This is a genomic window from Stenotrophomonas sp. HMSC10F07 (assembly GCF_001807895.1).
GTDB classification, from domain to species: Bacteria; Pseudomonadota; Gammaproteobacteria; order Xanthomonadales; family Xanthomonadaceae; genus Stenotrophomonas; species Stenotrophomonas sepilia.
Genome location: NZ_KV791339.1, coordinates 19,963 through 32,600 on the forward strand (window position 1 = coordinate 19,963; position 12,638 = coordinate 32,600).

The window sequence follows — 12,638 nt, forward strand, 5'->3', positions numbered from 1 at the left end:
TCCCGAAGCACTGCAAATGCTAATCTTTCTCATTTGCAGCCCAGCCTCGTCCCTCATGCCCTTTCCAACCCCGCTCAAGCACGCCCTCTGCCTGGCGCTGCCCCTTTCCCTGGCTACACCTGCACTGGCTTCCGAGGCCTCCGCTGACACCCCGAAGGACCTGGACAAAGTGGAAGTCCGCGGCCGCGCGCAGACCCTGTATCGCACCAACGATGCGGCCGTCGGCACCCGCACCGATACCCCGCTGGAACTGGTACCGCAGTCGATCCAGGTCGTGCCGCGCGATCTGATCGACGACCAGGCGGCGCGCCAGGTCACCGATCTGTACCGCAGCATCAGCGGCATCAGCTTCTTCAGCTATGCCGGCGTCACCCTGCGCGGGTTCCGCCAGGAGAACGTGCTCTACGACGGCCTTCGCGGTGATCCCTATGCAGGCTTCTCGGTGCCGCAACTGTTCAATATCGAACGCGTGGAAGTGCTGAAAGGTCCGGCCGGTGCGCTGTACGGCGGTGGTGATGCGGGCGGTGTCATCAACTATGTGACGCGCAAGCCCAAGGCGCGCGCCGAACGCCGCATCGAGCTGCAGGCAGGCGACAGGGACTTCCGCGCTGGATCGATCGAAGGCACCGGCCCCTTGAATGCCAGCGGCAGCATTCGCTATCGCGCCGGCCTGTATGCCGACAGCGAGCAGGGCGTGCGCTGGAATGCCGACAGCGAAAGCGTGATCGGCGATGCCTCGCTGGCCTTCGATGTCGGCCAGACCGGCGAACTGGTGCTGCAGTTCACCGACATCACCCAGAACCTGGGCGGCAACCGCCTGCGCGGCGTGCCGGTGAACGATGCCGGCAGCTTCCTGACCGACCGGCGATGGAACCACAACGAGGCCAGTGACTTCCTCGACATGCGCGCCAAGGTCGCCCTGGCGCAGTATCGTTTCGCACCGCGCGACAACCTGGACGTGGACATTGCCGCGCGCTGGTTCAGCAACAACGAGCACCAGATGTACCACGAGCCGATGGGGCTGATTGATCGTGATCGCGACGGCGTGGCCGAGTGGATGACGCGCCAGCTGCGCAACCAGATCCGCGACAACGAGGCCTTCACCGCCAGCAGCAATGCCGTCTGGCGGATCAACACCGGCCGTATCGAACACAAGGTGCTGTTCGGTGCCGACGTGTATCAGCTCGACGCCGACTTCACCGCGCAGACCGCCAACAGTGCCGACCTGGCACGCGGCGCTGGCCCTGTGCGCGGCATCGACCTGTTCAACCCGGTCTATGGCGCGAGCACCTGGCACGACTACAACCTGGCCGCACTACCCTGGCGCAGCACCGCCACCCGCAGCAAGCGCTACGGCGGCTATCTGCAGGATGAGCTGGCACTGGGCACGCGCTGGCATGTGCTGGCCGGACTGCGCTGGGATGGCTTCAAGGATCAGGACCGCATGGGTGGCAGCAGCGTGGATGGCAATGCGCTCAGCTGGCGTCTGGGCAGCACCTTTGCCGCCCGGGACGGCGTGAACCTGTACGCCAACGTCACCAGTGGCTTCGTGCCGCAGAGTGCCGCCAACCAGAATCCGGCGGCCGGTGGGCCCTTCGACGCTGAGCGCAGCAGGCAATGGGAAATCGGCCTGAAATCCCTGCTGGCCGACCGTGTGACCGTGAACATGGCGGCCTACCGCATCGACCGCAGCAACATCGTGCAGGCCACCGGCGAGGTGATCGGCGGGGTAAACCAACTCGCTGCACTGGGCCTGGTACGCAGCACGGGCATGGAACTGGACCTGCTGGCCGACGTGACCGAGCGCTGGGTGGTGAACCTGACCTACGCCTACAACGATGCACGGGTGAAGGATGCCGGACCGAACGGCATCACCAATGCCTCCGGCGACCGCTTCGCCAATGCGCCACGCAACAAGCTCGGCGTGTGGACGCGCTACGACCTGCCGTCGATCAACTCGGCCATCGGCTTCGGCGCCGACCATGTGGGCGAGCGTGTCAGCCTGGATGGGCAGGCGGTCAAGGCATACACGGTATTCGACATGAGCTGGAAGACCACGTGGAAGCAGTGGCAGTTCCAGGCCAACGTCAAGAACCTGTTCGACAAGGTGTACGCGGCCAGCGGCTTCATCGAGCGCAACGGGCATTTCCCGGGCGAGCCGCGGCGGGTGTATGTGCAGGCGGCTTACAGCTTCTGAGAAGGCCTTCCAGCAGAGCCGGGCGCCCGCTCGGCTCTGCTACGTGACCTCAGCCCATCCGCATCGCAGGGTTGTCACGCGCGTGGACGTCGTTGTCCTGCTGGCGCTGCATGGCCGCCTGCTGTCGTTCCAGGCTGGCGGCCTCGATCTGCCGCAGCGAGTGTTCGACCGGCGTCTGCACTGCCGTGTCCGTAGGCATGACCGCTCGCAGATGCGCGGGATCGCTCATCTCGCCCTGCACCACGAACACGTTGCGGCTGACCGGATGCTCGGCGGTCTGCGCGCTCAGCAGCACATGGTCGGCCCGTTCAAGCTGGTTGCGACGGGCCAATGCCATCACGCTCGCCACAAGGCGCTCGCTGTTCTCGTCGTGGGTACGCCCGGCGCGGGCGTCGATCGCGGCCACGCCTTCGCGCACCTGTTGCATCAGTGCGTAGTCGCGGTGGCCCGGACCAATGTCGGCCAGGCGGGTCGGTGCCTGCGAGAAATCCGGCACGTCGTCCACGGCTGCGGTCAGCGGGCTGCGGGTGATGGTCCGGTACGGGTCGTCCGGGTGGAACTGGGTGCGTTTTTCCTGGCGCTCCAGACGAACCTCGCGCGCGTCGTTGAGCTCGGCGATGCGGGCCGGATCGGTGATCTCACGCATCGACATGTGGCCACCACCCGCGCTGACACTGGCCCATTTCCTGTCCGCTTCGAAGTACATCGCGTAGTAGCTGTTGCCACCGATGACGTTCGGATCGACTGCTGAGCGCCCTTCCAGTGCCTGGGTGGCTTCCAGCACGCTCAACCGGGTCAGGTACTGCCCGCCCTTCGCCCATCCCATCTGGCTGATGGCATCGACGCTGGTGTTGCCTACGCGCGGGCCTCCGGCATAGTCGTTGTTGAGCATGTTGGTCCAGATCTGTTCCAGCTTCTCGGGGCCGCTCTTCTGCTCAGCCGCCTGCAGCAACACGCGCGGCGTCCAGCAGTTGGGATCGAGTTCATGCCGTTCAAATGCGCGGTCGTGAGCCAGCATTACATCCTTGCCGGGAAGATTCAGTGCAAATTCGGGACGCCCCTGCTCCATCCAGAACAGGCGTCGCTCCAGGTCCTGGCGCAGAAGCGTCTGCCCAAACATCTCCCATTGGCGCTCGCTCAGCTGCGCGTCGGGAAAGCCGGAGCCCTTGCCTTCCTGATTCCGGGCATATTCCTGTGCGTAGCTGTTCGCAACGCGGCCTGGCAAGCTGTCGTTGCGAACGACGCCCAGCGCAAGCGTGCCATAGCCATCCGCATCTGGCAGCTGCGACAGATAGTTCCAGTACAACTCGCGGTTTCCAGCCTTGGCATAGCTGGCCAGAATCTTGAGATTTTCTTGCGTCAATCCGCCCATCGCCTGCTCCTGAATGCACTCACTTCCGGACTCGGGAGCGCGCGAGAATATCCCGCACCGCATCTTCCATCCGCTTCCAGTCCGCCAGGAAGGCCCGCTTGTAGTTCAGCGAGATGGAGAGCTTGTTCTCCACATCCGAGAAATAGTGGAAGCACCCCGCAGCGGCTTGCCCTTGCTCACTGATGACCTGATCGCCCTGCAGGCGAACGCCATCCCCCCGAAACGCCGTGCTTTCGCATTTGATGAATGTGGTCAGACTGCCGTTTGGAGCGCGCGCGATGTACCAATCATCTTCATAGGCAGGATTACGCGTGGGCGGTTTTCCATAGCGTGCCTCGTATTCCTTCGAGAAAATCCCCATCCTCGTTTCATCGATGGCGTAAGGCGTCAGTCCCATGACGGCGGGCCGCGCAATACGCAGATCGAGCCGATCCCGAGGATCCCCTCGCTCCACCGATCCTTCCTCGGTGGATGCCTGGTTGGAGGACAATCGCTCCAATGATGTCTCGATTGGCGCACGATCGATGTAGTCGATCGCCACAGCAATTTCCTTCCGGAAATCATTCGTACGCGGACTCGCCCGGGCACCCGGCGCCGTCGGTGTCATGTCCGGCCATTCGATGACCAGCGTCACGCCCTCGCCGGGCCACGGTGCGATCTGGCTGTCCAGGTAGTTGGCCGGGATGCGGAAGGTGTTCGGCCCTAGCTTCACGTCCACGGGGGCATCGGTATAGGTGTGACCGTTGATCGTGCGGCCGGTCTGCGTTGCGCCGGACATGGCGGGATTCCTTTCGTGTTCGGTGGACGGCGGCCGCGCACACGCGCCGGCACTCACCGCGACGGAAAGTGCAAGCGTCAGGCAACGGCCGGGGGACATCACGTGCATGGGCATTCCATTGCAGGGTTCCAGCGCCACTATAAGGAACCGGGCGTCAACGGAACAGGAACCGCATCGCAGCCCTTCATGGAACCAGGCAGCGCTCCACCTGCAGTGACAGCACCTGGCAGGCGTTGAACAGGCCCTCGACCAGCGCCGCGGACGGATAGCAGGCGGGATCGTCGCTCTCCCGTGCCACATGCGCGGCGTGCAGCACCGCGGTCAACGCCGTGATGCCCGACGCGCTGCGGGTCGCCAGGGCCATGTCGAAGGCGCGGCCGGGGCTCAGGCGCATTTCACTCCAGACCTCGCCATCGGCGCGCAGGTTCCTGCCGTAGCCTTTCAGGTGTGCAAAGAATGCCGATGGCGTGACGAGATCGGAGGATTCGCGGAGCGCGTTCTCCAGCGTATCGGCCAAGGCAGCGGGAAGATCAAGTACAGCGGCTCCCAGCAGCGCATGCAGGCGGGGATGATCGGGAAGACGTTCGGGCATGACGGCAACCTCACGATGTGGCCACCTGCAGATGCAAGGTGGCGGACGGTGCGGGTTGGCGTGCCGGATACATGATGCAAGAAGCCGGCGGATCGAGAGATCCCCACGCACCGTCCGCCATGAACTGGCAGGCGATGCATTGTCACGGTGGCAACTCTGGCTGCAACCGTGACGCCGCGCATCATGTACGTTCGGGACGCCAATCCCGGCCACGGCGAATGCCCTGGCGCGGCCATGGTTACCGCCCTGAACCGGCGGTGGAAAGCAGGGAAATCCTGATCGATCACGTCGCTACGTTGGTTGCGTCAGTGGATGTCGAGTTGTCCATTGACTGGCGTTCTTCGCCAGCAGGCGACTACCATCGACGCGTACTTTCCGGACGCCCTGGCCAGCCGTATACGACATGCGCGCTCGCGGTGCCAAAGACCCGCCGATGGCTGTAGGCATTCGCGAAACCCACATGCGGCAAGCGCAACGCCGCTCAGCTTTCAGCTATCGCCTTGGGTGCTCTGATAGCCACGATAGGTTTCACCCCACTCGCGCATGGCAAGCAGCACCGGCACCAGCGTGCGGCCGAACTCGGACAGCTCGTATTCCACTTTCGGCGGCACTTCCGGATACACGTGGCGGATCACCACGCCATCGGCTTCCAGTTCACGCAACTGGCTGGTCAGCATGGCCTGGGTGGCATTGGGCACTCGCCGGGTCAGTTCCATGAAACGTCGCTTGCCGGTCATCAGGTGAAAAAGAATGATCGGCTTCCACACGCCGCCGATCACCGACAGCGTGACTTCCACCGCGCAACCGCTCTTGCCGTCCCACCGTTTGCTACGCATGCATACTCCGGAAAACCATAGTACCTACGGAAAATCGTCGTTCTTGTTGCGATAGAGGCGCGAGCCTAGCATGGCCCCATCCCATGAATGTGAGGCCATCCATGACGTTCAAAGCACTGCTGACCCGCAAGACGAACAACCAGCTCTCGACCGAGCTGGTCGATTTCGACGAGGCCGACCTGATGGACGGCGACGTCCTGGTGCAGGTCGAGTACTCCACGCTCAACTACAAGGATGCGCTTGCGCTCACCGGCAAGAGTCCGATCATCCGGACATTCCCGCTCATTCCCGGCATCGATCTGGCAGGCGTGGTACTGGAATCCAGCAGGACCGACTTCAAGCCAGGCGACCGCGTCGTGCTCAATGGCTGGGACCTGAGCATGGGCCACCACGGCGGCCTGGCCCAGCGCGCCCGGGTGCGAGGCGAATGGCTCAACCGGATTCCCGGCAACCTGAGCACCCGCGACGCCATGGCAATCGGTACCGCAGGCTATACCGCCATGCTGTGCGTGCTGGCCCTGGAACATGCCGGGGTGACGCCTGCACAGGGCGATGTGCTGGTCACCGGCGCCAACGGTGGCGTCGGCTCGATCGCGGTGGCAATCCTCTCGAAGCTGGGTTACCGCGTGGTGGCCGCTACCGGGCGCCCGGAGCATGCTGAGTATCTGCACAACCTGGGTGCGAGCGAAATCATCGACCGCGCGCAGCTTTCGGAACCGCGCAACCGGCCCGTGAGCGCCGAACGCTGGGCCGGTGTGGTGGATGTGGCCGGCGGCCCTACCCTGGTCAACGCCATCGCCGAGACGAAGTATCGCGGTGCCGTGGCCGCGTGCGGCCTGGCGCAGAGCGACGCTCTGCACGGCTCGGTATTGCCCTTCATTCTGCGCAACGTGACCCTGGCCGGCGTGGATTCGGTGAATGCTCCACAAGAGGTTCGCCAGCGCGCCTGGGATCGGCTTGCGACCGACCTGGACCCGCAAAAGCTGGAAAGCACCGTGCAGCAGATCGGCCTCGCCGAGGTGCTGGACGTCTATGAGCAGATCATCCCCGGCAAGGTGCGCGGCCGCATCGTCGTGGATGTGAACGCCTGACGCCTGTCGCGCTGGCGAGGGTGCAATGCCATCGCTGGCTCACGCGCGCGACTGACCGGAAAACGCAGCGTGCCACGCCAAGCCGCCTTATCATGGGGCGGCAAGGGCGCTTTACGCCCGGTGACGTACGCAAGGCAGTATCTGGATGTCTATGGAATGGCGCCCCTCGGTCTGGGGCCAGCGTGTGACCCGCTCGCCGGACTGGCAGTTGCGGCTGGATGGCGAACAGGTCGCACTGTTGATCGACGGCGGGCAGTATCGCCAGCATGTAGCGAACGAACACAGCGTGCGGGTCGTTCGCGGCGTGCTCTGGTCCAGGGTCGAACTGACGACCGAGCGCGGCGAAGCACTGTCCGTGGATGGGCTGCCGAACAGCCAGGGCTCCCGGCTTGCCGCTGCCGTTCAGCACGTGCTTTTCGCGCGCTCCAGACGAGGGCGCAAGGCACTGTTTGAGCACGTTCTGGCGCAGATCCAGGCGTGGCTGGCCGAGGCAGATGCGCTTACCGACCGAGGCACCACCGGCCGCCGCTGGATCACGTACGAACAGCAGCAGGCGTTGCTGGCCGAGCGCCCGTCCCTGCCCCTCCCGTCAGCCGAGCTGGAGCAGCTGTTCCTCGACGAGGAGGTGCATGACGACCTGCACTCGGACCGCCACCGCATGGCACTGGATGCACTGCACGACTGGCAGCTGGATTGGCCCGCCATGTGGGCGGACGCCAATGAGGCAATGGCGACCCGTGAACTGGGTCTGGCCAAGCCCTTCCTGGACCGGGTCGAGAGCAGGCCGCTGACCGAGGAGCAGGCCCGCGCGGTCATCTGCTTCGACAACCGGGTGCAGGTCGTGGCCGCGGCCGGCTCTGGCAAGACCTCCACGATGGTTGCCAAGGCCGCTTATGCCATCGATCGCGGCTTTGTCCAGCCCGAACGGATTGTGATGCTCGCCTTCAACAAGGACGCCGCTCAGGAGCTGGAAGAGCGCGCGCAGCGATGCTTCGGCCGGCTCGGCATGGGCGACACCGTGGTGGAAGCCCGGACCTTCCACGCCCTGGGCCTGTCCCTCATCGCCAAGGCCACAGGGCGCAAGCCCGATATCCCGGAATGGGCGGTCGACGCAACGCTGGGCTTCAACAAGCTGGCCGAACTGGTGGACGACCTGAAGGACCGTTCGACCCACTTCCGCACCCAGTGGGACATGTTCCGCCTGGTGTTCGGACGCGATCTGCCGCCGTTGGGTGCCGACATGATGGCCGATGGTTACGACCGCGATGGCACACCCTACATACGTACCCTGCAGGGTGAGCGGGTGAAGAGCCTGGAAGAGTGCGTCATCGCCGACTGGCTGTTCTACAACGGCGTGGCGTACGACTACGAGCGGCGCTACGAGTTCGATACCGCGACGGATACCCACCGCCAGTATCGTCCGGACTTCTACTATCCGGACGCCCGGCTGTATCACGAGCACTTTGCGCTGGATGCCGATGGCCAGCCGCCGAAGCACTTTGCCAACTACAGCGAAGGGATGCACTGGAAGCGGCAGCAGCATGCGGCACGCGGCACCGCCCTGGTCGAAACGACGTCGTTCGGCCTGCGCAGTGGACAGGCCCTGCAGCATCTTGCCGAGCGGCTGGGTGCGTCTGGTGTCGAACTCGACCCGCACCCGGACCGCGAGCTGCCTGACCCGGGCGCCAAGCCGATGCCGGATGCAGACCTGATCGGCCTGATGCGCACCTTCATTGCGCATGCCAAGAGCAACTGCCTGACGCTGGATGACATGGCGGCGCGCCTGCGGCAGATGCCCGAGGATCAGTTCAAGGAACGCTACCGGCGCTTCCTGGAGATCGCCGGGCCGGTTTTCCAGGCCTGGGACAACGCGCTGGCTGACGAGCGCAGCATCGACTTCGAGGACATGCTCAACATGGCCGCCGGGCTGCTGGAACAGGGCCACTATGAATCACCCTACGATCTGGTGATGGCCGACGAATTCCAGGATGCCTCGCGCGCCCGTGCGCGCCTCTGCCGTGCGCTGGTCAGCCAACCGGGCCGCTATCTGTTTGCGGTGGGCGATGACTGGCAGTCGATCAACCGCTTCGCTGGCGCCGACGTTTCGGTGATGACCGGATTCCGTGATTGGATGGGGCATGGCCAGGTGCTGAAACTGGAGCAGACATTCCGATGCCCGCAGGCACTGTGTGATGTTTCCAGCCGCTTCATCAGCCGCAACCCCGCGCAGATCGCCAAGAAGGTCCGCTCTGCTGCGCCGGCAATGGGCCCGGTGCTGCAGGCGTTCCAGATGAACCGGCGTGAGGAGGTGCAGGATGGCGTTCGCCAATACCTGTCGAAACTGCACCAGCAACTATTGTCAGGCGCGGTGGCGCAGGGCCGCAACGGGCGCGTGACGGTCTTTGTTCTGGGGCGCTACCGCGCGGACCGCGGCGCGGTGCCTTCGGATTGGAAGACGGCCTTTGGCAGCACGATGGACGTCGAGTTCCTGACCGCACATCGATCGAAGGGGCGCGAGGCGGACTACGTGATCCTGCCGGGCATGATCAACCGCAGCTTCCCGAGCCTGCGCGCCGATGACCCGGTGCTTTCGCTGGCGATGCCGGATGGTGATACCTATCCGCTGAGCGAAGAACGACGCCTGTTCTATGTCGCGCTGACGCGTGCGCGACGATCGGTTGCGATGTTCACCGTGCAGGGCAGGCACTCGCCGTTCCTGGATGAGCTGGTGGAGGACGGGGCAGTGGAAGTGACCGCGATTTCAGGCGCGGCCATCCACGAAGAGCGCTGCCCGGTGTGCAAGGTGGGCGTGTTCGTGGACCGCAATGGGCCGCACGGGGCGTTCCGGTCGTGCTCGAGTTACCCGTTGTGCCATAACAAGCCAAAGGGTGGGCGTCGTGGGTGAACACGTGACCTCACCAGCGAGCCAGCAGTTCAAGTATCCAGGGGTCGTAGTCTGTCAGAAACACAAATGCCTCTCCCTGGGCATTCGCGCATGGCGATGAGAGTGACCGCACCCAGCCGGCTGTCTCCCAGTATCGCCATGAAACCAGGCCCAAGAATATAGGCACCACCCAGCGAAGATTACGATCAGCGCGGGAAAGTTAAAATGCCAACCAATCTCACAGAATGCGAGCAACCTCGCACAAGCGAGCCCTGCATCGCATATGGTGTAGGCAGTGTCTCCAAGTCTCTCGGCATTTGAGTCCAGGAGGTCACTGGCCAGATGCGAAAACAGCTCGACTGATGCGCCAAATCGAACAAGGGAAAAGTATGGACACTGTAAAGAAATCATCGAAGCCGATTGGAAAGGCCTTGATCGCCCTCGCCATTCTCGTTGCGGTCGCGCCAGGACTAGCGGCCGCCAATCCGATTGCCAGTGAAAGATCGGCGATTCATGAACGCCAGCTTGAATCTTCCGATGGAAAGAAGTGGATCGTTCGAACCATCCCGACGTCCGATTTCCAAGGCGGTACGGTGATGGTTGAGCAACGTCTGTTCAGAGATGGAAAGGGTGGGCTTGTCTATCGGTTTGACGACCAAAGTCAAGCAACCAAGATCTATCACCAGGCCCTGTGTGAAGCAAAAGACTCTGTCCCCTCAAGAGGGGCAACCACAATCTCCGGAGAGGCAGTGTGGAGTTGGTCCTGCACAAACAGCAAAGCTGATGCCCCCTCTTCGAGCAATGCTCCAATCTCCGCCAGGAGCTCGGACTATCTGTACGCTGTCGCCCCCGACGGGTACTATCCTGTAGCGAAAAATTTCACATCCACTGGCGCTGTTGCTTTTAAGAGTGTAGTCGCGGGAGACATGAAGGCAACTCTCTCCATCGATGATGGAAGATGTACAACGTCGGTGACCGAGCCATATAGCTCACCATTCGAAGGTACACACACAGCGCAAGTGGCGTGTCTGATAAGTGATGCCCGAACTGTGAACACGTCGATGGAAGGATGCATACCACAGCGGTGTGCTACTGGTAGAGGTTCCCTCAGCGCTGTGCAGTCTCCCTGAATCCACATTCAGATGAGTATTCGTTGGTACGTACAGGCGCAGCAGCTGAGCAACCCAACGTAGAGTAGACACTTGCTGTTCCCCATTACCGTAGGCCCTGACGACAATCCCGACGCTCTGGCGAGGGGCGACGGCCATGTCAGGTGCTGAGATCACCTGTGTTGGGGCACTGCCCGGATGCTTGCCGACGCTCGGGCGGTGCCCTGTTTCGTCAGACGGTCAATTCGTAGAGCAGAAGGTTCGGCGCGGCCTCCGTCGCTGCAGGGAGAAGATTGCGCTGCGCCTGTTGTTGGCCGAGGCGACAACTTCCTCTGGATACAATCCGGGGGTGCAAGGCTGGGTTCGGCAGCAGATCGCGCAGAATCGACCTTTGCAGGTGGAAGGGTAAGCGGGCGGGCAGCTAAGGCTGTAGAAGCGAAAAAGCCCCTATTTCCAGGAGCTTTTTGCAAAGACTGGCGGAGAGAGTGGGATTCGAACCCACGGAAGGTTTAACCCTTCGCCGGTTTTCAAGACCGGTGCCTTAAACCGCTCGGCCATCTCTCCAATCGGGTCCCGGTCGCCCGGGCAGCGACGTATTCTCGCACGTGAAGGGCATTTGCCCAAGACCACCTTGCCCCTGCCCTTCGCATCCGGCACGGTGGGAGCCTTCACCGCACTCGGAGCCGCCATGGCCCATCTCGATCTGGCCAACCTGCGCACCTGCCTGCTGGACGATACACAGCTGGCCGTTGTGGCCCTGCACCGCACCTTCGCGGGGCACCTGCCGGTCAGCAGCGGGCAGCTGGTGGTGTGCGATCCGCTGGTCCAGGCCGAGGCGCCTGCGCTGGCCGACTACACCGCCCCGCTGGGCCGGCACCCGGTCGAAATCATCGTGCACAGCGGCCGCCCGGCCCTGGCCGTGGTCTGGTTCAAGCCCCGCGAAGCTCTTACCGCGACCGCCCTGCACTGGCAGATGGCGCGCTGGACCACCCAGGACCTGACCGGCCTGGATGAGGACAGCTTCATCGGCTATCCGGTCGACGCTGGCATCGGTTGTTTCATGGACACCGACACCCAGCAGGCGCTGCTGGCCCTGATCGAACAGGCCGATGGCGAGGAAGAGAGTGAATGGTCGGATGCACTGATCGACCACGATGGCCTGGACGAAGGCGTCGAATACCGCCCCTGGGGGGAGAACTCGCCGCACGGCCTGGTGGTCTTCACCAGCGGCTGGGGCGACGGTGCCTATCCCAGCTACTGGGGGCTGGATACGTCCGGCATTCCGGTCGCCCTGGTCACCGATTTCCTGTGCATCCAGGGCGGCGATGGGCGCGACGAGCGCGAGATTGCCGACCAGGCCTATCGCGACAACCTGCCCCCTGCGGAAGCCGAGGCGCTGGCGCGGCTGGTGGCTGCGGTAGAAGGAGACGACGCGGAGGCATTGCAGGACCTGCTGAAGGATGCGCCGCAACGCGCCAACCAGATCGAACCGGGCTGCGGCGGCACCGCCCTGTACGAGGCGATCCGCCTGGACCGCCCGCAGGCATTGCGGGTGCTGTTGCAGGGCGGCGCATTGCCGGCAATGCCCGAACGCCTGCACATGAGCAAGGTGACCGGCTATCTGGACTATGCGCGCTTCCTGAAGAAGCCGCGCAGCGCGGAACTGATGGCGGTGCTGGAAGCGCCCGTCGTTGCAGCCGAACCGCCACCGGCCGCAGCGCGACGCCGCAGCTTCTGGGACCGGCTGTTCGGCCGGAACTGATCGGCATCGGAAAACAG

8 protein-coding genes and 1 tRNA gene are annotated in these 12,638 nt (G+C 63.7%); 4 read left to right on the plus strand and 5 right to left on the minus strand.

What is annotated here, in order from left to right; all coding sequences use genetic code 11:
- Positions 1-55 precede the first annotated feature (55 nt).
- Positions 56-2,197 carry a TonB-dependent siderophore receptor gene (locus tag HMPREF3114_RS03200; RefSeq protein WP_070489000.1) on the plus strand — a complete coding sequence of 714 codons (2,142 nt, stop codon included), beginning with the start codon at positions 56-58 and terminating at the stop codon, positions 2,195-2,197.
- Between the two features lie 49 nt (positions 2,198-2,246).
- On the opposite strand, the gene HMPREF3114_RS03205 is transcribed toward HMPREF3114_RS03200, so the two are convergent.
- The 4 genes from HMPREF3114_RS03205 to HMPREF3114_RS03220 all read right to left on the minus strand — a co-directional run bounded on the left by HMPREF3114_RS03205 (position 2,247) and on the right by HMPREF3114_RS03220 (position 5,775).
- Positions 2,247-3,569, minus strand: coding sequence for a Smlt3024 family type IV secretion system effector (locus HMPREF3114_RS03205; RefSeq protein WP_053497253.1), 1,323 nt, complete (start codon positions 3,567-3,569; stop codon positions 2,247-2,249).
- A 19-nt stretch (positions 3,570-3,588) separates the two neighbouring features.
- Positions 3,589-4,455, minus strand: a complete 867-nt coding sequence (locus HMPREF3114_RS03210) for a Smlt3025 familytype IV secretion system inhibitor (protein WP_053497255.1) — start codon at positions 4,453-4,455, stop codon at positions 3,589-3,591.
- Between the two features lie 76 nt (positions 4,456-4,531).
- Positions 4,532-4,864, minus strand: a complete 333-nt coding sequence (locus HMPREF3114_RS03215) for a hypothetical protein (protein WP_229765990.1) — start codon at positions 4,862-4,864, stop codon at positions 4,532-4,534.
- Between the two features lie 563 nt (positions 4,865-5,427).
- A complete protein-coding gene (locus tag HMPREF3114_RS03220; RefSeq protein ID WP_053497260.1) occupies positions 5,428-5,775 on the minus strand; it encodes a winged helix-turn-helix transcriptional regulator in 348 nt (115 codons plus the stop codon).
- 101 nt (positions 5,776-5,876) lie between these two features.
- Here HMPREF3114_RS03220 and HMPREF3114_RS03225 point away from each other — a divergent pair, with 101 nt between their 5' ends.
- A complete protein-coding gene (locus tag HMPREF3114_RS03225; protein ID WP_053497261.1) occupies positions 5,877-6,866 on the plus strand; it encodes an acrylyl-CoA reductase (NADPH) in 990 nt (329 codons plus the stop codon).
- A gap of 151 nt (positions 6,867-7,017) precedes the next feature.
- Complete coding sequence (locus HMPREF3114_RS03230) at positions 7,018-9,771, plus strand: UvrD-helicase domain-containing protein (RefSeq protein ID WP_053497263.1); 2,754 nt, start codon at positions 7,018-7,020, stop codon at positions 9,769-9,771.
- A 1,562-nt stretch (positions 9,772-11,333) separates the two neighbouring features.
- Here the strand turns inward: HMPREF3114_RS03230 and HMPREF3114_RS03235 are convergent.
- Positions 11,334-11,423, minus strand: a tRNA-Ser gene (locus tag HMPREF3114_RS03235).
- 124 nt (positions 11,424-11,547) lie between these two features.
- On the opposite strand from HMPREF3114_RS03235, the gene HMPREF3114_RS03240 reads away from it, so the two are divergent.
- Positions 11,548-12,621, plus strand: a complete 1,074-nt coding sequence (locus HMPREF3114_RS03240) for a DUF4241 domain-containing protein (RefSeq protein WP_070489003.1) — start codon at positions 11,548-11,550, stop codon at positions 12,619-12,621.
- Positions 12,622-12,638 lie beyond the last annotated feature (17 nt).